Source organism: Methylobacterium sp. SyP6R (genome assembly GCF_019216885.1).
Classification (GTDB): Bacteria; Pseudomonadota; Alphaproteobacteria; order Rhizobiales; family Beijerinckiaceae; genus Methylobacterium.
On the sequence record NZ_JAAQRC020000006.1, the window covers coordinates 1 to 22460 of the forward strand.

General features: G+C 62.8%; 21 protein-coding genes. 10 read left to right on the forward strand and 11 right to left on the reverse strand.

Annotation, left to right across the window (positions count from 1 at the left end; translation table 11 throughout):
* The first annotated feature begins 265 nt into the window (after nt 1–265).
* Nucleotides 266–1519, forward strand: coding sequence for a tyrosine--tRNA ligase (gene tyrS, locus HBB12_RS34115; RefSeq protein ID WP_236993794.1), 1254 nt, complete (start codon nt 266–268; stop codon nt 1517–1519).
* A 257-nt stretch (nt 1520–1776) separates the two neighbouring features.
* On the opposite strand, the gene HBB12_RS34120 is transcribed toward tyrS, so the two are convergent.
* Nucleotides 1777–1983: a hypothetical protein gene (locus HBB12_RS34120; protein WP_091755079.1), complete on the reverse strand. Its 207-nt coding sequence runs from the start codon at nt 1981–1983 to the stop codon at nt 1777–1779.
* Nucleotides 1984–2515: 532 nt separating this feature from the next.
* Between HBB12_RS34120 and HBB12_RS34125 the strand changes: the two genes are divergently transcribed.
* The 4 genes from HBB12_RS34125 (at nt 2516) to HBB12_RS34140 (ending at nt 4409) form a co-directional block, all read left to right on the forward strand.
* Entirely contained in the window at nt 2516–2809 is a 294-nt protein-coding gene (locus HBB12_RS34125) for a type II toxin-antitoxin system RelE/ParE family toxin (RefSeq protein WP_236993795.1), read from the forward strand.
* A 31-nt stretch (nt 2810–2840) separates the two neighbouring features.
* The gene (gene relB, locus HBB12_RS34130; RefSeq protein ID WP_048448839.1) at nt 2841–3137 is read left to right on the forward strand and encodes a type II toxin-antitoxin system RelB family anti-toxin transcriptional regulator; all 297 of its coding nucleotides are present in this window, start codon (nt 2841–2843) and stop codon (nt 3135–3137) included.
* A gap of 322 nt (nt 3138–3459) precedes the next feature.
* Complete coding sequence (locus HBB12_RS34135) at nt 3460–4104, forward strand: nucleotide-binding protein (RefSeq protein ID WP_048448824.1); 645 nt, start codon at nt 3460–3462, stop codon at nt 4102–4104.
* Entirely contained in the window at nt 4101–4409 is a 309-nt protein-coding gene (locus tag HBB12_RS34140) for a hypothetical protein (protein WP_236993796.1), read from the forward strand. Before HBB12_RS34135 ends, HBB12_RS34140 begins: the two co-directional genes overlap by 4 nt.
* A 155-nt stretch (nt 4410–4564) precedes the next feature.
* Here the strand turns inward: HBB12_RS34140 and HBB12_RS34145 are convergent, their stop codons facing one another.
* The 3 genes from HBB12_RS34145 to HBB12_RS34155 form a co-directional block, all read right to left on the reverse strand.
* Nucleotides 4565–5092 carry a hypothetical protein gene (locus HBB12_RS34145; protein WP_236993797.1) on the reverse strand — a complete coding sequence of 176 codons (528 nt, stop codon included), beginning with the start codon at nt 5090–5092 and terminating at the stop codon, nt 4565–4567.
* Between the two features lie 1376 nt (nt 5093–6468).
* Nucleotides 6469–7425 carry a HEPN domain-containing protein gene (locus HBB12_RS34150; RefSeq protein ID WP_236993798.1) on the reverse strand — a complete coding sequence of 319 codons (957 nt, stop codon included), beginning with the start codon at nt 7423–7425 and terminating at the stop codon, nt 6469–6471.
* A gap of 203 nt (nt 7426–7628) precedes the next feature.
* Nucleotides 7629–7904: a conjugal transfer protein TraD gene (locus tag HBB12_RS34155; protein WP_236993799.1), complete on the reverse strand. Its 276-nt coding sequence runs from the start codon at nt 7902–7904 to the stop codon at nt 7629–7631.
* A gap of 159 nt (nt 7905–8063) precedes the next feature.
* Between HBB12_RS34155 and traA the strand changes: the two genes are divergently transcribed.
* Both traA and HBB12_RS34165 read left to right on the forward strand, forming a co-directional pair.
* Nucleotides 8064–12170 (forward strand): Ti-type conjugative transfer relaxase TraA, encoded by a 4107-nt coding sequence (gene traA, locus HBB12_RS34160; RefSeq protein WP_236993800.1) that lies wholly within the window; start codon nt 8064–8066, stop codon nt 12168–12170.
* Between the two features lie 262 nt (nt 12171–12432).
* Nucleotides 12433–12717, forward strand: coding sequence for a hypothetical protein (locus HBB12_RS34165; protein WP_236993801.1), 285 nt, complete (start codon nt 12433–12435; stop codon nt 12715–12717).
* 4 nt (nt 12718–12721) lie between these two features.
* On the opposite strand, the gene HBB12_RS34170 is transcribed toward HBB12_RS34165, so the two are convergent.
* Together HBB12_RS34170 and HBB12_RS34175 are read right to left on the reverse strand one after the other, a co-directional pair.
* Nucleotides 12722–13561: a toll/interleukin-1 receptor domain-containing protein gene (locus HBB12_RS34170; protein ID WP_236993802.1), complete on the reverse strand. Its 840-nt coding sequence runs from the start codon at nt 13559–13561 to the stop codon at nt 12722–12724.
* A gap of 1019 nt (nt 13562–14580) precedes the next feature.
* Nucleotides 14581–15422 (reverse strand): IS5 family transposase gene (locus HBB12_RS34175; RefSeq protein ID WP_442919232.1). Its coding sequence is split into 2 segments (ribosomal slippage): nt 14581–15032 and nt 15032–15422, totalling 843 coding nucleotides; the frame shifts between segments, so codons are not numbered across the junction.
* Nucleotides 15423–15616: 194 nt separating this feature from the next.
* Between HBB12_RS34175 and HBB12_RS34180 the strand changes: the two genes are divergently transcribed.
* Entirely contained in the window at nt 15617–15952 is a 336-nt protein-coding gene (locus HBB12_RS34180; RefSeq protein ID WP_236993803.1) for a hypothetical protein, read from the forward strand.
* A gap of 317 nt (nt 15953–16269) precedes the next feature.
* Here the strand turns inward: HBB12_RS34180 and HBB12_RS34185 are convergent, their stop codons facing one another.
* Together HBB12_RS34185 and HBB12_RS34190 are read right to left on the reverse strand one after the other, a co-directional pair.
* Entirely contained in the window at nt 16270–16989 is a 720-nt protein-coding gene (locus tag HBB12_RS34185; RefSeq protein ID WP_060851255.1) for a cytochrome c biogenesis CcdA family protein, read from the reverse strand.
* A 10-nt stretch (nt 16990–16999) separates the two neighbouring features.
* On the reverse strand, nt 17000–17413 hold the full coding sequence (locus HBB12_RS34190) for a thioredoxin family protein (RefSeq protein WP_082743059.1): 414 nt from the start codon (nt 17411–17413) through the stop codon (nt 17000–17002).
* 143 nt (nt 17414–17556) lie between these two features.
* On the opposite strand from HBB12_RS34190, the gene HBB12_RS34195 reads away from it, so the two are divergent.
* Together HBB12_RS34195 and HBB12_RS34200 are read left to right on the forward strand one after the other, a co-directional pair.
* Nucleotides 17557–18111, forward strand: a complete 555-nt coding sequence (locus HBB12_RS34195; RefSeq protein WP_236993804.1) for a sigma-70 family RNA polymerase sigma factor — start codon at nt 17557–17559, stop codon at nt 18109–18111.
* Nucleotides 18108–18740 carry an NrsF family protein gene (locus HBB12_RS34200; RefSeq protein ID WP_082743055.1) on the forward strand — a complete coding sequence of 211 codons (633 nt, stop codon included), beginning with the start codon at nt 18108–18110 and terminating at the stop codon, nt 18738–18740. Before HBB12_RS34195 ends, HBB12_RS34200 begins: the two co-directional genes overlap by 4 nt.
* Before the next feature lie 235 nt (nt 18741–18975).
* Here HBB12_RS34200 and HBB12_RS34205 read toward each other — a convergent pair whose 3' ends face one another.
* From HBB12_RS34205 to HBB12_RS34215, 3 genes are all read right to left on the reverse strand, one after another.
* Nucleotides 18976–19287, reverse strand: a complete 312-nt coding sequence (locus tag HBB12_RS34205) for a hypothetical protein (RefSeq protein WP_236993805.1) — start codon at nt 19285–19287, stop codon at nt 18976–18978.
* Nucleotides 19288–19982: 695 nt separating this feature from the next.
* Nucleotides 19983–20564, reverse strand: coding sequence for a recombinase family protein (locus tag HBB12_RS34210; protein ID WP_236993806.1), 582 nt, complete (start codon nt 20562–20564; stop codon nt 19983–19985).
* 213 nt (nt 20565–20777) lie between these two features.
* On the reverse strand, nt 20778–22157 hold the full coding sequence (locus HBB12_RS34215) for an HD-GYP domain-containing protein (RefSeq protein WP_236993792.1): 1380 nt from the start codon (nt 22155–22157) through the stop codon (nt 20778–20780).
* Nucleotides 22158–22460: the final 303 nt, after the last annotated feature.

The following is a 22460-nucleotide window of genomic DNA, read 5'->3' on the forward strand; positions in this document are numbered from 1 at the left end:
CCGTGCATCTGAGCTTGATGGGGGGCGACCGCAGGGGTAGTTTGCAGACCTTGCCACAAGCATATTGACTTAACGGAATAGTTGCCTCAGGGTAGCATTATGATCATTCGCAGCTGCCATGCCGTGAGCTATCGCACGCCCTTCCCATAGGGCGGCTGCGTTCGGTTGCGACCGACGATCATACAAAGCCGCCGCATCCCGGCGGCGCTTTCATTTCAAGGCAAGTCTCCGGAGGCGGCGCGTCCACCCACCAGGAGACACAGCTGTGCCGACCCATCGATCCGATTTCGTCCGCACGCTCGCCGAGCGCGGCTTCATCCATCAATGCACCGACCTCGACGGCCTCGACTTGGCGCTGAGCGGACCGCCTCGCGTGGCCTACATCGGCTTCGATGCCACGGCCGACAGCCTGCACACCGGGCACCTCATGCAGATCATGCCGCTGCGCTGGCTGCAGCGCTGCGGCCACAAGCCGATCGTCCTGATCGGCGGTGGCACCACCCGTATCGGAGATCCGAGCTTCCGCAACAGCAGCCGCCCGCTCCTCGACGACGTGCAGATTGCAGCGAACGTGGCGGGTCTGCGTCAGATTTTTGACCGCTACCTGACCTTCGGGGATAAGGCGACCGACGCAGTGCTCGTCAACAACGCCGATTGGCTCGATACGCTGCACTTCATCCCCTTTCTCCGGGATGTTGGTCGACACTTCTCGGTCAATCGTATGCTGAGTTTCGACAGTGTCCGGACGCGCCTCGACCGTGAGGAACCCCTGTCGCTGCTGGAATTCAACTACATGATCCTCCAGGCCTTCGACTTTCTCGAACTATCACGCCGCCACGGCTGCGTCCTGCAGATGGGCGGCTCGGATCAGTGGGGCAACATCGTCAATGGCATGGAACTCGGTCGCCGGGTCGACCAGCGCCAGCTCTTCGGGCTGACGACGCCGCTGCTCACTACCGCGTCGGGGACGAAGATGGGCAAGACAGCGGGTGGTGCGATCTGGCTCAACGCGGCTCGCCTGGCGCCATACGGGTTTTGGCAGTTCTGGCGCAACACCGAGGACGCGGATGTCGGACGGTTCCTGCGCCTGTTCACCGACCTGCCGCTCGACGAGATCGAGCACTTGGAGGCACTGGGAGGGGCAGAGATCAACGTGGCCAAGGCGGTCCTGGCCAATGAGGTGACTAAGCTGGCCCACGGCGAGGATGCGGCCCTCAAGGCAACGGAGGCCGCGCAGGCGGCCTTTTCAGGCAGTGAGGCTTTGGACGGCCTACCGACGATCCGTGTGGAGCGCGTTGCATTTGAACGGGGCGTAGGCGTCGTGGACTTGCTCGTGGCGGCGGGGCTGGCGGGCTCGAAGGGGGAGGCACGTCGCTTGATCGCGGGTCGAGGAGCACGACTGAACGATGAGGTGATCGACGACGAGAGTGTGGTCGTCACCCTTGATGACCTGCGGCGGGACGGGTTGAAGCTGAGCTACGGCCGCAAACGGCACGTCGTCATCCGTGCTGACGCTTGATCGTCGGAGGGGCGTGCATGCCCCTCCTCTCTCACCATAGGCATCTGCAATGGGTCGAAGGCAGCCCCATGAAGCGCCCATCGGGGTTCAGTCGGCACGTCTAGCCCATCATCCTGAATGTCGGAAAACACCTGTTTTCCGTACGGCCGAGCCCGATATGCGGAACGACTGCATGGGGTTTAAGTGTGGGGCCCTAATGGCAACTCGCGCCAACCGGGCGACGAGGGCGAGATCGAGTGTCCCGGCCGGCGGCGCCCTCAGCGACGGCCGCCATCGGCTCCCGGCTTCATGGCCCGCTCGACAGCCTCCATGGCGCTCTCGAAGGCTTTGGCCTCGCTACGGTGGGGCCGGTCGGACCGTTCGATCAGCTTACCGCTCCGGCGGATCGCCCACTGGAAGTTTCCCTCCGGCTTAGGCAGTGGTGAAACCTCGATGGAGTAGGGGTGCGGGACTTCGTCGGCCATGGGCGCGCTATGCCAGGCTCCACGCGGTCACACCATAGCCAAAACGATGTGGGCCCGTTTTTGTGGATTGATGATCAGCTTGGAGGGGATGAGTCTGCCAGCATTTCGGCCTTTGCTCGCGGCGATCCTTGGTCCGATCTCCCGCCCTCAGGCGTCCTGGTGACCTTCGTGGGCGAGCCCTTCAGGGTGGCAAGACGCTCACGCGGGGACAAGCGGGGAGCATCGGAGGAGCTACAAGGATACTAACATGGTAGCGCTGCAATGCTACAATGCTGTAGCTCTGTGGTGCTTCAGTGCTGACGAAGAGGCTGAGCGGCATAGGTGCGTGGCGAGGCCGATCACTTGGCCGCCGGCCTTCGTGAAGGGAGAGGGAGCGCTGCGAGTCCGATCTGCAACGAGCGGATCAAGCTGTCCACGGTGCATCATAAGCCATTGACTTATGTAGTCCATTGGCTTACGAATTCTCATGTCCAAGCCGCTTCACACCGTCGTCGAGACCCCCGACTACCTCGCCGACGCGAAACGAGCGGGCATGACCGAGGCGGAGCGCCAACGCTCGATCAACACCTACGCCAAGACGCCGGACTACGGCGACGAAATCCAGGGCTCCGGCGGCTTTCGCAAAGGTCGGGTCGCCGGCCGCGGCAAGGGCAAGTCGGGCGGTTACCGGGTGGTCTCGATCTACCTCGACGAGACGATCCCCGTGTTCCTCGTTGCCGTCCTCAGCAAGGGGGATCGCGAAAACTTCACCGATGCGGAGGTTGCCGAGTTCAAGAAGGTGGCCACCGCAATCAAATCGGCTCACCGGCGCAGCAAGAAGCGCTGACGAACCGGCAACCCTCCACATGGTGTCTCCGATGACCGACAGCTTCACCCGCATCCTGAGCGGCGCCAAGAGCGCCTTGGCCTACATGGAGGGCAATCCTCCCGAGGGGACCGTTGTCCACGTCCCGGAGGATCTGGACGTGGCCGAGATCCGGACCAGGACCGGACTCGCTCAGCCGGCCTTTGCTGCGACCATCGGCGTCTCGTTGCACACCCTCCGGAACTGGGAGCAGAAGCGCCGCCGTCCGGAGGGGCCTGCCCGCGTGCTCTTGGCAATGGTCGAGAAGCGGCCGCAGGTGGTGCGGGAGATCCTTGGCGAGGTGGCCTGATCGCCAGCCTTCGACCGCTATCGCCGGACGAGGCTGGCGTCACCGGAGCGGAAGATCTGATGACGAAGTTCGGCGAAGGCGAAGTGGATCGACGATCGAGCTGCGGCCGTGCGGAAGGAGTGCCATCAGCTCGGCAGCCGGTAGCGCGAGAGGCAGCTTCATGCTCGCTCCGGGGCGCATTGGTATGGAGCACCACGCTGTGATGCGATAGCGTTGTAGCGCTACAATGCTATCGCATCACAGCACGATGACACCATGCGTTTGTAGTGCTTTCACACTGTGGCGCTTACCTGCTATGGTGCGACAGCATCACAGGTGAGACATGCGGACCCTGACACTCGTCACGCAGAAGGGAGGCGTCGGGAAAACGACGCTGGCGGCCTCCCTTGCCGTTGCCGCGGCACAGGCCGGCGAGAAGGTCGTTGCCCTCGATCTCGACCCTCAGGGGTCGCTTGGTGCCTGGGGCGACACCCGCACGGCTGACGCACCTGCGGTTGATCGGCTGCCCCCCGAGCGGCTTGGTGAACTGCCCGCCATCCTCGAAGCACTAAAGGCTGAGGGCTATACCGTCGCGATCCTCGACACTGCGGGCGTGTCCTCGACCGGCGGCAATCTCGCGATGCAGGCCGCGGACCTCGCCCTCGTGCCGGCTCGTCCCTCGCGCCTCGACCTACAGGCCACGATGCCGACCATCGAGACCCTGATGCGGCTCGGGATGCGGGATCGGTTCGCCTTCGCACTGAACCAATGCCCGCCCGGACGGTCATCCCGGGCGACAGAGGCGGCCAGCGGCTTGAGCATGTTCGGGGTCCTGGCAGAGCCACCGCTGGCGCAGCGTGCCGACCATCAGGACGCTATCGCTGCCGGGCAGGGCGTGACCGAGTTCGCTCCGGACGGGAAGGCAGCCGAGGAAATTCGGGCGCTGTGGGCGTGGGTGGATCGCAAGATGAAGGGCAACCGGGCATGAGCAAGCGACCCTCCCTGATTGGCGGCCTCACCCTGCCAGGTGCCGAGCCCGCCATGCCCAAGCCCGAAGCTCCCGCCGAACGGGCGGCGCCTGAGATCTCTGCGAAGCCGGCCGGCCGGCGCCCTCGCCCTGAGACGGTGCATACGTCCATCTACCTGCCGCGCGAGGTGCATCGCCGGCTGCGCGAGATCGCCTTCACCCGCGACGTGAAGGTGCATGATGTCATCATGGAGGGGATCGACGCCGCGTTGCAGAAGCACGGGCACCCGTCCGTCGAGGCGCTGAAGGGCGACAAGAAGGGCTGACGCCTCGGTGCCAGACCGCTACGGCGGTGCGGCGCTAGAGCGCTGTAGTGCTACAGTGCTAAGATGTTGCAGCACGACAGCGTTGGGCGTCGCTTTCGATAAGGGTCGTTCTCGAAAGCGATGGAGCGGGCATGGCCTGATATCTCGCAGCCCGCTCAGGGGACGTCGATCGCGAATAGGTCGAGTTGCTGTGCGCTCACCTGCCGGCGCCGTTGTCGCCGAGCTACGAGGCGAGGAGCAGGATCAGGCTGGACGAAGAGCGGCAAGGCTAGACGAGGCTTCCCGTGCAGCACCGCTCCGACGATCTGCCCGCCCTCTGCCCGATGCAGCAGGTAGAGGACGTGGGCCGGTGTCCGCAGGATCTCCTGTCGCAGGGGTTCCGCAGACGGTAGGCAGGCCAGCGCTGCCAGGAGGCACGGTAGTCCTGCCGCAGCAATCTCCATCGCCTCGAACTCAATCTCGCGCAGGCCCCAGCGCTGGCGGGCAACGCCGGCCGTTGTGGACGGGAAGGGGTTGGCCGCGAACGCCGTCGCCTCGTCAAGGACGAAGGCTGCGAGACGGTCGCGCTCGGCCATAGCACTGACCCGCAGCGCATCGGCAAGTCGGCGCTTCTCCTCTGGAATGTCCCTCAACCGCGGCCTCGCCTGGTTCACCGCCAAGCGGGTGAACAGCCATCGGGCCATCTATCCCGCGGCCTCTGAGGTCGCCAACCCCGCCAAAGTTTGACGAACCGTTGCCGTTCGTGCCGAATGGCTGATTAAGGCGGCTCGCATCCCGCGAGTCGCTACCAGGAACACCGCCGCGACAGCAGCCACCTGAAAAAGCAAGACCCCGGAGGCCTGCCAGGGCCACCAGGGTCTAGAGCCCCGAGGGGGCCGATCCAGCACTCACAAGCCGGATCATCCCCCGAAATCGCTATGCGAGTCAATCTGAAAGCCACGCTTTCGGAAACGGGCTCGGCTTGCCTGTGACGGACCGCCCGACCGGCGGCGCCGAATGCTGACCCGCGGCCCGAGAGGGCCGAACGATGACGCACGCCTATGCCCGGGGTGGTGGCGAAATACCTGCCCCGAGGGGATTTGATGAGCTGCACCAACGGCGTGAGGTGGTGTCCAGCCGGGCCGCCTGGTGCCCCGACAGTGCTGGCCCGTACCGGCTGCCGGCCGGTGTTCGCGATCGGCTGTCCGCAGCCCTGGCAGGTCGAAAGAACCGGGATGCAGCCTTCTCCCTGGCCGTGTTCCTGGCGCGGTTCTGGAGCAGCCCCAGGCGGCTCCTGTGCGCGATCCCGGTGGATAGGAGAGCGTTGGCCGAGCATGAGGCTCTAGGGCTCACCGAAGCCCGGGTGCGTGGCGCCCTCGCGGTCCTCGTCGAGGTGGGGTTCCTTGCCCGGTACGAGCCCGAGGCAGGCAAGAAGTACCAGCGCACCGAGGGCGGCCTTCAGCGTCGCGCGATCCTGCACAGGTTCGCCGAGGAGTATGCCGTCGCGTTCACGGCAGCGAATGCCCGCGCTCAGGCAGCCCGTGGAGCGCCAGCGCCATCCCGCCGGCCAGTACCCTCGCGTCCCCAGCCCCAACGGGCGCCAGCGCCCAACGTCGCCGCTCCCAGGGCCATGCCCGCACCCCAAGTCGCCCAAAAGCAACCCCTAGGCGGAAGCCGTGTGATTATGGGCGAGATGGATCGGCGGAATCCAACGACGGTCTGCGAAAGATTGGAAGCCGCATTGGAGCGGCTGCGTCGAGGCGTGTACTCATAGGCCGGCGAAGCATTGGAAACGTGGCAAAGCTCTGCCGAGAGGCAGGGTCGCAGGCCAGGCAGTGCCTCATCCGGACCAGGTTGAGATTCGCAGCATCGAGTCCGTGGCATGTGCCCTCAGCATGCGGGTCGCAGGCCGCGTTCGTTCAACCGGACAGACTGCTCCCTCGTGCGTGCAGCCGCGCTATCGCAACCCGTCATAGCTGAGTCAGTGCTGGGCTTTGGAGTCCGAGAATCCGCTCGGAATCGGCAGATCACCTCCGAGGAAGGATCATGCTGTCCTGAACCACGAATCCGCCGCGGGGGCTCATGATTCTGGCCGGCTCGCACCCGCGCTTCCAAGCCGTTCGGCGCAGATCGCTGCGACGCTTTCCTGCAAGGTGGCCACCCGCTCGACCAGCCAGGCCAGCTCCTCGGGGGTGATCTCGTAATGGGGCGAGTACCGGGCATCGACGTACGCGCGGTTGAGGAGGGCAAAGCACCGCCGGGCGAACTTCGTGTCGCGCGGCCAGACCGGAATCAGCCGGGCATCGACGCTCTCGGCCTGCGACCGTAGCTTGGTCAGGCGGTGGAGCTTGGGGCTATAGAGCGTGAGGACCAGCAGGACGCAGTGATAGAGCCGCTCCGTAGCCTGGTGCAGCTGGAACGCCGCTTCGGCGAAATTGCCGCGCTTAATGAGAAAACCGGCAGCGGATTTGTAGGCATCGGCGCTTGGGAACCAGTGTTCGAAGTGCCGGGTAGCCTCGGCGCGCTCCTCATCCCGTGAGAGCGGCTTCGGTTCGGCAAAGGGGAAGCCTGCCAGCTCGTGCAGCACGATGCCGTCGCGGGCGATGTCGACGAAGAACGGGCGGCCCTGCGCCAGCTGGTCGTTCACGTCCTGCAACGTGTGAACGATCACGTTCACCGGCGTCGCCAGACGACCGCCCAGGCTCAGCTCCTGAAGCAGACGCTCCTCGGCCTTCTCCCAGGCTTCATATTGCTCGGCGAAACGGGCATCGTTGACCACCACCAGCAGGTCGTAATCCGACAGGTAGCCGCTCCCCCGATCCTCGACCCAGTCGCCGCGCGCGTAGGAGCCAAAGAGGACGAGCTTGAGGATGCGGCCGCGCCGGGCCTTGTCCGACAGCTTGGTCTTCTGCGCGTCCTCAAACTCCTCGAACAGGATCCGCACCGCGTGCTGCAGCTCGCGGCGCTTGCGGTCGGGCAGGTGAGCGAGCCGTTCGGTATCCATTGCATCCTGACCGTTCAGTGCGGTCCCTTCCATCCCGCCGGATCAGGCCCGGTTCGACCCGCCGCCATCACTGGGTTCTCGTCATAGCCGAGCCCAGCGAACCCCGCTCCGGATCGCGACGCCGCCTGCCTTCGATCCATCCCTCAGCGCGGCTCTTTCCCGTACCACGGGCCCGGCGCTGGAGCAGCGATCGGACCCGAGCAGGCTGCGCCCTTCTCGCGGGATCGCGCGCATCGTCAGGCCCGATCCTCTGGCTTGGCCGGGCTCCATTCGGTGAACGCGGTCTTGTCGTGTGGGCGCTGGATCCGGCTCATCAGCTCGTCCAATGCCTCGGCGAACCGCCTCTCCTTGCCTGCCGCCTCGAGCAGCAATCCACCCAGGATGATCTTGCGGCGGGTGTCGCGCTTCCGCTCCTCCTGGGCGGCCCGCGCGTCGAGCTGCTGCAGCTGGTTTTGGGCCTGCGCGAGCCGGGTGCGGGTGGCCTCGGCGGAGGCGGCCTGGGGCGCCGGCATGCGGATCGGTCTCCTGACGAACGGTCACGCTCCTTGCGGTGATATCAGGCACCGACTACCCTGGAAAGGAGTGGAAGGGCGCACTTTAGCATTGCTATCGCAATGCAAGCGCTAACTCGTCCTCCTCTTGCGGCAGGAACGGCCGGGAACGCAGCCGACGTGGCGATCTACCACCTCAGCATCAAGGCCGTGTCGCGGGCCGGTGGGCGTAGTGCCACGGCCGCCGCGGCCTACCGCTCCGCTTGCCTCATTGCCGACGAACGCACCGGCGTGGTTCACGACTACCAGCGCCGTACCGGGGTCGCGGCGAGCTTCATCGTGGCGCCGGACGGAGCGGCCTGGGCGCAGGACCGCGCCGCGCTCTGGAACGCCGTCGAGGCGGCCGAGCGGCGCAAGGACGCCAAGGTCGCCCGCGAGTACCAGGTCGCCCTGCCGCACGAGCTGACCCCCGAGGAACACGCCGGCCTCGTGCGCGACTTCGCCGAGCGGCTGTGCGCCCGCTACGGCGTCGCGGCGGACGTCGCCATTCACGCGCCCGGCCGCGAGGGCGACGAGCGCAACTGGCACGCCCACATCCTGACTACCACCCGGGCCGTGACCGCCGACGGGCTCGGGGCCAAGACCCGGGTTCTCGATGTCGCCACGACGGCCCGGGGCGAGGTCGAGGCGCTGCGGGCGATCTGGGAGGAGCGCGCCAACGAGCACCTCGCGAAGGCCGGCCATGCGGTCGCGATCGACCGACGCTCGCACCTCGATCGCGGCATCGAACTCGCCCCGACCGAGCATGTCGGGGTGCATGCGAGCCAGATGCAGCGGCGTGGCAAAGCCGGAGTCGATCGGCTGGCCTTGGACGCCGGGACCGCGACCCGAAACGCCGCGCTGATCGCACGCCGGCCGGAGGAGGTGCTGCGCATCCTGACCGACGAGAAGGCGGTGTTTAGCCGCCAGGACGTCGCCCGCGCGCTGCACCGCTACGGCGTCGATGAGCCCGACGCCTTCCAGGCCGCGCTCGCCCGGGTGATGGCGGCGGACGCACTCGTGACGCTGCCGGGCGGCGAGCGGAACGGGGACGAACGCTTCACCACGACGGCGATGCTGGCGATCGAAACCGGCATGGCCGAGAGCGCCGATCGGCTGCTCGCCGACCGGAGCTATTCGGTCGGAACGGCGGCGGTCGAGGGGGCGCTTTCGCGCCGTCCGGAGCTGGCCGAGGAGCAGCGCGCGGCGGTGCGCCACGTCACCGGACCGGAGCGGATCACCAGCGTGATCGGGCTCGCCGGCGCGGGCAAATCCACCATGCTCGGCACCGCGCGCGAGGCCTGGGAAGCCGCCGGATACCGGGTGCATGGGGCGGCGCTCGCCGGCAAGGCGGCGGAGGGCCTGGAGGCCTCCTCGGGCATCCCGAGCCGCACCCTGGCGTCCTGGCAATTGGCTTGGGCCAACGAGCGCCATCCGCTCGGGACGGGCGACATCCTGGTGATCGACGAGGCCGGGATGGTGTCCTCGCGCCAGCTCGCGCAGTTCGTCCAGACGGCCGAGCGATCCGGTGCCAAGCTGGTGCTGGTGGGCGATCCCGAGCAGCTGCAGCCGATCGGGCCCGGCGCCGGGTTCCGGGTGCTGTCGGAGCGCACCGGCTTCCTCGAACTCGAGGCGATCCGGCGCCAGCGCACGGCCTGGCAGCGGCAGGCGAGCGTGGCCCTGGGCACGCGCGAGACCCGGGCCGGGCTCGAGGCCTATCGCGAGAACGGGGCGATCCGGTTCACGGCGGACGCGGCGTCGGCGCGCGAGCGCCTGGTGGCGGATTACCTGGCCGATCGCGCGGCCCGTCCGGAGGCGAGCCGGATCGCGCTGGCCCATACCCGGGCGGACGTGCGCGCGCTCAACGACGCGATCCGCGACCGGCTGCGCGCGGCCGGGGAGCTGACGGACGAGGCGGGGTTCGCGACCGGCGCGGCCGGGCGGCTGAGCTTCGCGGCCGGGGACCGGCTGGTGTTCCTGCGCAACGATCGCGGGCTCGGGGTGAAGAACGGCAGCCTCGGCACGGTGACGGACGCGGCCGAGGGGCGGCTGAGCGTGACGCTCGACGACGGGCGGGCGGTGACGGTCGCGCAAGGGGCCTACGACGCGGTGGACCACGGCTACGCGACGACGATCCACAAGAGCCAGGGGGCGACGGTGGACCGGTCGTTCGTGCTGGCCTCGTCGGGGATGGACCGTCACCTGGCCTACGTGGCGCTGACGCGGCACCGGGACGCGGTCGGGCTGTATGCCGGACAGGATGCGTTCCCGGACTTCGCGGCGCTGGCGGGCCGGCTGGGCCGGGGTCGGCTGAAGGCGTCGGTGCTGGACTACCTCGGCGAGCCTCGGGAGGGGGGTGAGCCACGCGCGGAGGTCGCGGCGTCGGAGGCCCGGCCCCTCGCCGATCAGCCCGCACCACCGCAGGCGGTCGAGCCGGGGGAAAGAGCGGCTTCCGTCGCCCCGCGACAGCCGTTCCTGGCCGCCGTTCCCTACGACGAGGCGGCGATCGATGCGGTTCTTCGCAGCCGCGTCGATCCGGCCATCTATCTGAAGCGGGAACTCCAGGTGTTGGGGCTCAGGATCCACAGGGCGGTCAAGGATCACGCGAGCCTCTACAGGGCGATCTACGCCCAGCTTCGCACGCCGAGGACAGGCTACGTCACGCGGATCGATGGGCTCTTGGCCAAGCCCGAGGCCTATGGCGGCCTGCGGGGCCGCAAGGGCTGGTTCGCCCGAGAGGCGGAGAAGGAGGAACGCGAGAGAGCCGAGCGCGCCTATGGGGCCATCAGGGAGGCTGCCATCGAACTCAAGAATGCGTTCTCGGTACTGGTCGACGAAATGCGTCCGCAGGAGGAGCGCTATCGCCGGCGCATCGCGATCGAGGTGCCGGGCTTGTCCCCGGCTGCCGCCGCCGCGCTGATCACGATCGCCCGGACGCCCGACACGGACCCACGGGTCTTCGATGCCGTGGTCGCAAAAGCCGTCGCGACGTCCGGGCAGCGGGCCGAGATCGAGGCGTTCGCGAGCGCCGTCGCGCGCCGGTTCGGGGCGAACAGGTACGGAGCGGATCGGGGCCTCGGACCGTCGCAGGGGCTTACGCGGGAGGAGCAGGAGATCCTGTCCGGCGGCAGGGTCGTCGCCTCCTGCCTCAAGGAGGGCAGCCTGGATCACCTGATCGCCCGGGTCCTGCGCCAGGAGCTGGATCAGCACGTCGACGCGCCGCCGCAGCAGACGGTAGAGCAGGGACGGGACCTCGATCGTGGTCAGGCTCCGGTGCCGGACCCTCTTGGCAAGGGGCGGGAGGGCGGCGAGCCCCGCGCGGAGGTGGCCGCGTCGGAGCCCCGGCTCCCCGCCGCTCAGCCTGCCCCCTTGCCGGCGGTCGAGCTGGGGGAGCGCGCGGCCCCCGTCGCACCGCGAAAGCCGTTCCTGGCGGCCTATCCCTATGACGCGGCGGCGATCGATGCGGCCCTCGACCGTCGCGTCGATCCGGAGCGGGATCTCAAGCAGGACCTCGACATGCTGCGCTACGAGATCCGCATGGCGGTCAAGGAGCCCGCCGGGCTGTTCCGGGCGATCTACGCCGAGCTTCGCACGCCCGTAGATGGCTACGACGACCGGATCGATGGGCTGCTGGCCGACCCCTTGGCCTATGGCGGCCTGCGGGGCCGGAAGGGCTGGTTCGTGCCCACGGCGGAGACGGAGGAACGGGAGAGGGCCGAGCGTGCCTATGCGGGCCTCAGGAGGTCCGCCCTGGACCTCAAGGGCGCGTATTCGTGGGCCTGCGAGCGAGCGCGTCCGGAGGAGGAGCGCTATCGCCAGCGCATCACGATCGAGGTGCCGGGCTTGTCCCCGGCGGCGGCGGCGGCGCTGGGCAAGATCGGGCGGACGTCGATCTACGTGCCGGCCGTGTTCGAGGCGGTGATGGCGGAAGCCGTGGCGCCTCCCGATCAGCGGGCGGAGATCGAGGCCTTCGCGAGGGCTGTGGGGCGCCGGTTCGGCGCCACCGGGGCGATCGGCCATTCGCCGGAGAAAGGCCTCGGTCCGGGGCAGGGGCTGACGAGCGAGGAGCGCGAGATCCTGGCTGGCGGTGGGTTCGTCGCCTCCTACCTCAAGGAGGAGAGCCTGGATCACCTGATCGCCCGTGTCCTACGCCGCGAGCTTGATCAGCGTCTGGATATGCAACCGCAGCAGACTCTGGAGCGGCGTCGGGACCTCGACCGCAGTCGTGATCCCGGTCTCACGCTGTGACTTCCGCAGGCTATGCAGCTACAGCGTTGATTCTGTTTGATAAAGATAAAGCAATTGCGGGATTTTCCTCGTTCCGCAAGCATCCGATGCCTGCACCTGCGCTTTTGATCCATCTTCCGCTGGTTCATGAGGTGGTGTGATACCAACGGTCGTTGAAAACGACCTTTGGTTCCGTTCTCGAATTTTCGCCAAGCCTCTGGCTTGGTGTCGAAAATTCGAGATGGTTCAACGGCACGATGCGTCAGCATCTTGGGCCGTTGGTATGATGAGGTATTTCGCCGGGCTCGACATCTCCCTCAATGATACCGCGCTGTGCGTGGTCAATGAGGTCGGTACTATCATCCGCGAGGGCAAGGCTGGATCGGAGCCGGCCGCCCTGATCGTGTGGCTGGCCGACCTGGGGTGCCCATGGACCGGATCGGTCATGGAGGCCGGCCTGCTCTCGCCCTGGCTGTACGAAGGGCCGCGAGAGGCCGCGTACCCCGCTACCTGCATCGAGACCCGCCGCAGCCGCCAGACAGTGCAAAACTCACAATTTTGCACCTGAGCATTCATGCCTGCCTGTAAAGGAATGGCGAAGCCGGTATTAACTGCTCAGTCCCTCCCTCTCCCCACACTCCTTCATAAATCCCAGACGGTGATAATCCCTCGTAGACTACATCAGATCCTCCGTGATGAAGAATGACAGATCCACCGCCATATCTTCCTCCTATTGTATATGATTCACCGCTATATATTATGTTTTTTCCACCTATTTGATATTTTGCAACATATTTTCCGTTTTCACGTACAATATGAGCTTCACCATAATAAATACTACCATCGGGATTGCGACCCCGCACGAGATAAATCCCATCCTTAAGAGGAGATCCTTCAAATTGCCCCATTACAGTTTTAATACCAGTAAATTTGACTGGAGAAGGTATTAATTTTATTTCTTTATCAGTAATAAAATTAAGTTCGAGAGCGCGATACAGTAGTGATTTTTGCAGCTTTGGGTAAATAATAGCCGCAATATCTGGTCCAGAATTTGCATAAATACATTGAAGGTGACTTAATCTATTCGGTATATCAAGAGTATCTATAAGAACTGGTATTATATAAATTGCTCCCTCTGGTTGCTTCTGTGCAATATCAAGAGCCATTGTAATTTCTTTATGTAAATAGCCGGATTTATTTATACTTAGTGAGTTTATAAATACAAAAATACAGTCTGATTTTTTTACAGCATTACTAATCTCAAGCTCCCAAGGCCGGCCGGCCGGGATACACTCTACATCAAGCCAAGGTGCAAAACCGTCTATACGCATCAAATCAAACATTTCTTTCGATAGAACCTTGTCAATACTAGAATGAGCAAGAAAAGCATTGATTTTAGACGCATCGTTCATAATAAGATCTCCTCCTGAAATGCTATATTTGTCTTCAAGCGTCCATGTTCTATTTACCAGAGACTCAACTTTCAGTCACGTCGGTAGTGGCTGCAGCCTCGGCCCGGTGGTGACGCTTTGGACAAGGCATGCGCGGGTGAGCCGCACAGATCTGATGGAGTAAGACATTATGCTCCCTGCATGGGCGCTCACCAGTCCGTTAGGCGAATGACTGAACTCCTGAAGGGCGTCCCCTACGGGCCGCGCCCTACTCGCCGCCTGCGGCGGCTCACCGAACCCGCTGCGCGGTTTCGGCCCTGCGGGTGACGGTCGACTGACGCGACACAAGGCGGCCTGCGGCCAAGTTTGCTTAGTGGGGGCCAGCCGCCCGAACCGGCCTCAAGGCCGCAAGGGCCTTGACCCCGGCCCGGTAGCTTGGCGCTGGGCTGCCGGCGGCTTCGAAGCCCTTGAAGGCGCTACGCCGCCTCTCCGGATCCTGCTCGCGCTCGCATAAGGGGGGCGTATGGAACTAGGAAAGTCACACACGAGATGAGGAGCCATTGCCATCCATCCTCATCGATACCATTGAGCGGTGATGTGACACCGGCGAATTGCAGCCTTTGTGCCTTTGCGGATTGTGCCACCGTAAAGCGCTCGCTTCACCGGTGGTGCTCGTTGGTCGAATGTGATAAGATACCAATAGATAGGTGATTTATGGCAACGCTTCCTACCCCTCAAGAGAACGGAAGACTCGTTCTCGAAATCTATGCACATTTCGGCAGCCAGCCCGGGCATGCTCTTCGCGCCAATAATTTTGTGGCTGTCGCTGCACGTCGACGCATCCCCGTATCCAATGTCCAACGTGGTTTGGAATATGCTCTCGGTGAGGGCTGGATTGAGGAAGGGCCCAATGGATCTCTTCGCCTTACCGAGTTGGGGTTTCGTGAAATGCCAGAGATTATATAGGCATTGCATCACATGACAGAGCGCAAATCTGACATTAGTCCTGAGCATTTTTCTTGGTTAGTGTCTGTCCGGGATCATGCTGATTGTTGGCAGAGTTTTCTGAGCATGATGCGGATGGAAGCAAGGCGCAGGAAAGCCAGCGCCTTGCGGGTGCGGCACTCCCAATCCTTCGCCAGCCGCCGGCAGCGATTGAGCCAACCAATCGTCCGCTCCACGATCCAGCGCTTGGGCAGGACCTCGAACCCGACCGCCTGATCCGACCGCTTGACGATTTCCACCGTCACAGACCGGCAGACCCGTTCCAACGCCTCCCGGAACACCGGCCCCTGGTAGCCGCCATCTGCATACAGCTTCAGCAGGAACGGGTAGAGACTAAACAGCGTCGCCATGACCCATACGCCGCCATCACGATCCTGCACGTCGGCCGGATGCACCAGAGCATGCATCAGCAGACCTTGCGTATCGACGAGGAGATGGCGCTTCTTGCCTTTGATCTTCTTGCCCGCATCATAGCCGGACGGGTCGATCGTGCGCCCCCTTTTTCCGCGCTCTTGACGCTCTGGCTGTCAATGATCGCTGCCGTTGGGCTGGCCTCACGTCCTGCCTGTTCGCGGCAGAGAACGTAGAGGGTGTGATGGATGCGCAGGAGAGTTCCGTCGTAATCCCATAGATCGAAGTAGCCATGCACCGTCGAGCGAGGCGGTAGATCTTTTGGGATAGCGCGCCATTGGCACCCCGTTCCAAGGACATACATCAAGCCGTTGACCACCTCGCGCAGATCAACCGTTCGTTTGTTTCCCCCGCGTCGAGCCGGCGGGAGAAGGGGAGCAACAAGCGCCCATTCCTCATCCGTCAAATCAGTGGGATAGCGAAGCTTGCTGCGGTCGTACCGCTGGCGGTTCTCAGGCGTCCACATCGCTCAAGCATACGCCTGTCGGCGCGAACCGCAACGCGCTCCGAAAAAACAAATTCTTCCCGGACAGACTCTCAGTAGAAGGCCGCTCTGCTAACCAGAAAAGTACTCTTGAACTGTATCGTTTAATCCATGATAATGAGGATCAGTTAAATCGGAATGTTGAGCAATATGAGGCTGCCAAAGAACTAACTGGGGTGGCATTTTCTTTATGGAGAGCTGTATTTCTAAGTGATACAACTGAAGAGTTTAAAAATAAATTTGCAGACTTAAATAAATTTCTTATCAGTCTAATATCTGATAACACAGTTTTGTATATAACTGACAAAAACTCGCGAAATTGGTCTTTTCATTATTATCTAGAAAATGCAAACTCTCGACTGAGAAAAATTGCAGATGGCGACTTGCAATTGGTTGACAAAAAAGAACTTGATACACCAACCAAATCAGATAAAGAAGAATGGATTTCTGCTCAAAAAACATTAGATTTAGCAATAGAAAGACTTGCAAGCAATCTTAATAGTTCAAAATAAAATCTTATATCATAATACATAAAACGAATTATCAAAATAAAAATTTATCTTATTTTGAGGCAATAATGAAATCGATACTATCAATGTTTTGATAGTATCGATTTCATGAATACATAATCAGAGAAATTTTATATTCATGCGAGGCTTACTGGTGTATTCGGTCCAATGAAGCCTGCCCTACTGGAACGGTCCAGATCGGCATGCCTTGGGTCCACATGAGTGGGATCTCAGATTGGAAAGTGCTGTTGTCCGGCTTCTGAGACCCGTCTGGACCGGCTATGCGCTCTCGGCATGTCCGCGTGGGTATACCTCTGCGGTCAAAACCGTGTGGTGATCTCGGTGAGCCAAGCCGGTGAGGCATCAACCAGTGCCGTCTCCAGCCGCTTGTCATAACCCGAGAGGATCAGCACGCCTGCCAGAACGAGCAGGACGCCGAACGCCTGTTTGACGGGACCGCTGGCCGAGCGCATTCGATCCCGCCAGCGCATCAGCGCTTCCCGGGACAGGAACCCGAGCAGCAGCAGCGGTAGCGCTGCCCCGAACCCAAACGCGAGCATCGTCACGGCCACTGACGGCAAGTTGCTGGCATTCGCTGCCGCGAGTGACGCCGCGCCGAGCGTCGGCCCGACACAGGGACTCCACACGGCGCCGAGCAACAGGCCAACCCCAAATTGGCCGATCCACCCCTCTGTCGAGAACCCGCCGAACCTGTTCTCGGTCCAGGCACCGATCGGGCTGGCAGCCAGGGCAAAGCGGGCCTGGAAAGCTGGCACAAGCAGAACGGCCCCGATGATCACCAGCAGGATTGCAGCGGTGGTGCGGAAGAGACTTGCATCCAGGCCCACGGCAAATCCGACCGTGGCGACAAGAATGCCGATTGCTGTGAACGAGATCGCGAGACCACAGCTAAGTGCCAGTGGTCCGAGGCGGTGCTGCGAGGCTGCCGCTCCAATCACAATCGGCAGGAGCGGCAGGACACAGGGGGACAGGATCGAGAGGATGCCCGCGATGAACGCGAAGCCGACCGTCGCGAGCATGGATCAGCTCCTAGATGGACTTGTCGAGTTGCGCCGCGATGGCAGCCTTGTCGGTCACGCCCGTGGAGCGGCCGACCTCCTTGCCGCCCTTGTATGAGATCAGCGTGCTCTGCATCCGCACGCCAAGCTCCTTCAGCGCGTCCTTCTGGCTATCGAAGTCGACATGCAGGATTGTCATCTTGGCAAACCGGGGATCAGCAAGCAGCTCGGACAGAATTGGCTTCTGCGCCTTGCAGGTCGGGCACCACGGAGCGGTCACGTCAACCAGGATTGGCCCACCGGCCTTCTTGGCTGCTTCAAAGGCAGCCGGTGTGAACTCCTTGGTCTCAGCCGCCTGCGCCATGGTAATGAGAGGCAGTGTCGGCAGGGCGACGGGCAGCGCGAGCGCGAGCGCGCAGGCGAGAAAGACCGAACGACGCAGCATGGAATAGCTCCTCCGCAAGGCCGTGTATGGCTGGCCTGAGTCATCTCCTTCGCTACGGCCAGGGCGCGTATTACAGCGCCGCGCCGGATTTTTTTGGCTAGCACTGGTAACGTAGGGGCGCGACCCCGCGTAGGGGTGAGCAGTTGACACTCAGCGAGCCAGATCTGACCGCCGCGATGACGGCGGCCCTGAACGGCAGGGCCGAAGCCTATCAAGTGGCGCTGAGCGCCATCGCGGCGCTCGTGAGGACGCGGGTTCGGCGACGGGTCAGCGGCGACTTTGCCGATGTGGAAGATATCGTGCAGGAAACCTTGCTCAGCATTCATCTGAAGCGCGGCACATGGGACCCATCGCGTCCGCTCATTCCATGGGTGCATGCTATTGCTGATCATAAGTTGATCGACTGGATGCGCCGCAGAGGACGGCACAACCGGCTGATCGCCAACGGCATCGACTTTGAAACCCTGGCTGAGACTACACCAATGCCTGAGCAGGATCTGGTTGGTGTCGATCTCGAACGCCACCTCGCCATGCTATCTCCCCGTGAGCAGCATGTGGTCCGTGGGCTAGCGGTCGAAGGTCTCTCTGTTCGCGACGTAGCGACGGCCCTCGACATGCAGGAGGGGGCAGTTCGTGTCGCACTTCATCGTGGACTCAAGCGGCTTGCAGCGGCGGCCCGGCAGGAAGATCGGTCATGAGGACGCCCGAACTCATCGCTCTGCTCGCCGCTGATATTCGACCCGCGAGACCCATCGGCAGGTCATTGCTGATCGCAGGGCTTGGTGGGGGTATCGCTGCCGGCCTGCTGTTCGTCGCGCTGGTGGGCGTCCGAAGCGATCTGCCAGGTGCGCTCGCTAACCCCTGGGTCGCGTTCAAATTTCTGTTTACCGCAGTGATGGTGGTTACTGCCCTGATAGGGGCAACACGGCTTTTGCGGCCGGAGCCTACAGCCTTGCCGGTAAAGCTCTTGCTTGTGCCGATGGTGCTGCTCGCAGCAGCCACCGCCGTGGACGCAGTTGTAACGCCGCGAGCGCTGTGGGCGCGGGCCGCAACAGGGATCTCGCCGCTCACCTGTCTTGCGATGATCATCATGACATCTCTTCTGCCTGTTTTCAGCTTGCTGTGGGCCGCGCGGGCAGGTGCACCCCGGTATCCTGGCAAGGCTGGCGCGGCTGCGGGCTTGGCTGGCAGCGCAATGGGCGCATGGATCTTTGCGCTGTATTGTCCAAACGATTCAGCCTTATTTGTCGCTGTATGGTATGTCATAGCCATGATTATCGTTGCTGTTTGTGCATCTATTATTGGTATTAGATTAATAAAATGGTAGCGTATAAGCAAAATATGACTTGTATAGCGCATCGTCATATTATTAATATACATACACACGAATTACATCGTGGTCCGTTCGATATTCCGGTCGTCCATAGGGGTATACCCTTGCGGACATAATACACCCTGTATAGCTGATCAAGCTGCCGGTCGCATTGATGGCAAGGCAGGCTGTCTAATACTGAGTTCGGGCGCATCCTTGCTTAGACGCGCCCTAATTTGCGCGCGATGCGTCAGGTCGGAATAGGCGTGCAGTTCTCGTCTAAGTCCTTGCCAATCCCACCGCCAATGGGAGTACTTACGTGGACATGTCCCCTAATACAGCATTGACCTGCTGGGCGCTCGTAGACAGATGCCGTCACCTTAACTGGACCAAAATCCTGGTCATAAATCTGCTGTTCACCACCCTCCGGGAAATTAAAATCACGACCGTCGATTTGGTAAGTATTGCCGAGAGCAGACACCTCCAGCTTTACACTACCAGCCACGTTACGATTTGCCTCGCGACGCACATTCGAGAAGCGAACGGAAATGTCCAAAGCCATATCCTGATAATCCTTCTAGTGCGGTGACGCTCTAAAGTAGCGCCTTACGCCGATAATTAAGGCACAATCCAGGCATTCATTACAAGTTGATACGTGCTATTTTTATAGACGATATGATATTATCAATGAGTTGTAACCCAACAGGCGTAATGCAGTGCACAAAAATAGAAGAGATCATTCTCACTGTTGATTTCTTCATCAACCCGAGCGAACGTCTTGCCTGCATCTGCTCCCTTCGTGCCCTCGTGCGACGCCTTACCGCCCGCGTGGGATCATTCTTGCCGATCGCCTCTGGCAGGCCGTGACGGACGAGTCGGCCCTTGCGCCTGCCCTCGCGGCCCTTAACGCGCTCGAGCTAGTAGACCGACGCCGCATCCTTGCATCGTACGCCGCCGTCATGGCGTAGCGCTGATCACGGCGATCCGCGCGTAAGCCCACCCGCGCACGCGAGTTCGCCCCAAGGGCTCGCTTCGCTATCCAGCCACCAAAACCGCGTTCTCACACAGCCTGCACCCGTAGAGGACCGCAGCGCGGCGCTCCGAGGTCTGTTCGTTATTACGGCCGTCCATAGGGGCATGCCGCAGTGGACACTGCCACGGCCTGCCAAATACGTCCGCAAGGGTCGGAAGACTCAACGGACAGGCATTCAAACGGACATCACCCGAGCGGACAGCGCCCCGCAGCCCCAGCGCCGGTCACTTGGCCGGCCGCTGCCATCCGGTCCGCTCGAGCGTGTCGATCAGCGTCGAGCGGGCGATCTTGAATGACCGACAGACCGAGGCCTTGCTGGCGCCGCCGTCGAGCGCCGCCGTGATCTGCTCGAGCTGCTCACCGCCGATCGCCGGCGGCCGGCCGCCGCGGCGCCCTCGGCGTTTGGCTGCTGCGAGACCGGCGATCACACGTTCCCGGGTGAGTTGGCGCTCGAATTGCGCGAGTGCCCCGAACAGCGAGAATAGCAGCTCGCCATGCGGCGTCGCGGTGTCCATCGCCTCGGTAAGCGAACGGAAGGCTACTCCGCGCTTCCGCAGGTCGCCCATGACCTCCAGGAGGTGTGGGAGGCTGCGGCCGAGCCGATCGAGCTTCCACACCACGAGGGTGTCGCCCGCCTTGAGGTAGGCGAGGCAGGCCTTCAGCCCCGGCCGATCGTCCCGGGATCCGGAGGCATGATCCTGGTAGAAATGCCGATCATCGACGCCGGCGGCCATCAGTGCGTCGCGCTGCAGGTCGACCGATTGGCGCTCGTCGGCAGTCGACACCCGCATGTACCCGACCAGCATGTACGGAAAACCCCCCAGACCGCGTTTCCGCACATAGTATCAATCCGACAGGGTTTGTCGAACATTTTCCTCGTCGAGGGCTGGCGCGCCGCTGGAGGGGCGCGGCCCCTGTCGGCAAACACATGTTTTCCGTACAGCCGAGCCTGATGGGCAGAATGACCGCATGGGGTGGAAAGCAGCCTTTCACGCGTTCAAGCTGGTTGGATTTTTATGCTAGGCCGCTCGAGCGAGATCCCCTTCGATTGCGGCAAGCACCCGCTCCAGCGCGGCGAAACACGTCGGGTCGAATGCCGCGCCGAGGTCCGCGCGCATGATGCCCAACGCCTTCTCCAAGGGCATGGCCGCCCGGTAGGGCCGGTTGGCAGTCAGGGCGTCGAAGACGTCGGCGACTGAGACGATGCGGGTCTCAGGGGCGATCTCGTCGCCCATCAGCCCACGCGGATAGCCCTTGCCGTCCAGCCGCTCGTGATGTCCACCGCCAATGTATGCCATCTCTTGGAATACCGGGACTCGGGTCAGAATGGTCTCGGACAGAGCCGCGTGATTGCGCATGTCCTGCCACTCCGCTTCGTCCAGCTTGCCATTCTTGTCGAGGATGGCGTTCGAGACCCCGAGCTTGCCGACGTCGTGCAGGAGGGCGGCCCGCTTCAGCCAGCGGCGACGCTCCGACGTGTAGCCGAGTTCAGCCGCGATCATATCGGCGTAGACCGCGACCCGCTCCGAATGGCCGGAGGTGAAGGGGCTCTTGGCATCAATGATCTGGGCGAAGGCGCGGGCGATATCATCGAGATACTCCTCGTCCACGATGATCGGGCTGACCGGCGCCAGCGCGAGCACCGCCGCCTCGACCCCTTCTGAGGCCAGTGTCTGCCAGAAGCTTGGGTCGGTGGCGACCCCCTCAAAGCAGGCGACAACCTGAGGATCGAACCACGTGCCCGAGCGCGCACGCACCTCGGCCATTGCAGCGGCGGGGCCGGCTGCGGTGTGGAACACGTCTACCACTTGCGCGAGGAGGGCGATGCGGGCGTAGAGCGGGATTGCAGGGCCCGCGAGACGGTCCGGCCGGCCGGTACCGTTCCAGTGCTCGTCTAAGGCGTGAATGGCTTCGCAGACGCTTGCCGGGAAGCGGAGCTGGCGGGCGATCTGCGCCCCGCGCTGGCAACGTGTCTGGATGAGGTCGTCGACGATGGCCCCACCGTTCTGCAGGATGTTGAGCACAGCGCGGAACCGTTCGGCCAAGCCCGCCTTCAACCCAGTATGGGAGAAGACGAAGCCGAGTACCTTGGGTAGGCTGTCACTGACCGTCTTGAAGTCACGCTTGAAACTGAGATCATCGGACAGATATAGCTCGCAGATGCGCGCGGCGTTGCTGGAGCAGCCCAGGTCCTTCAGCATGACCGTGTGGTAGAGTTCCCATAACTGCAGGTCAGGCAGTCGCATCTTCTTGCCGATATGGAAGCCGATCCAAGTCGCACGTACGCAATGCCCAACTGGCTGACCTTCTGTTAGATCGAGCGCCTGGCTGAGCGCACCGAGAACATCGGCGAGCTGAACTGTCATCGGCTGCTCGCCACCACCTGATACGACCCGCATCACTGCCGTCCAGCCTTCCACCTCATCGGTGCGAGACTGCCTGCAGAACCTGAGCAAAGTGTTGTGCGCAGTTGCGGTTGAAGGCAGCAAGGCGGTCGCACTCGATAATGGTGCTGGCTGGAGGACCTGCATCTGGCGAGCTTTCACGACGCCGTTGAACGAGGTGCTGATGGTTAGCGCCAGCCGTTCAGTGATGGACCCCGTACCTTGAGGCTCCAACTGCCGCTGAGGGTCGTAAGCAGCCCCATGAAGTGCCCGTCAGAAGCCAGCCGGCGATCTCGGATGTCGGAAAACACTTGTTTG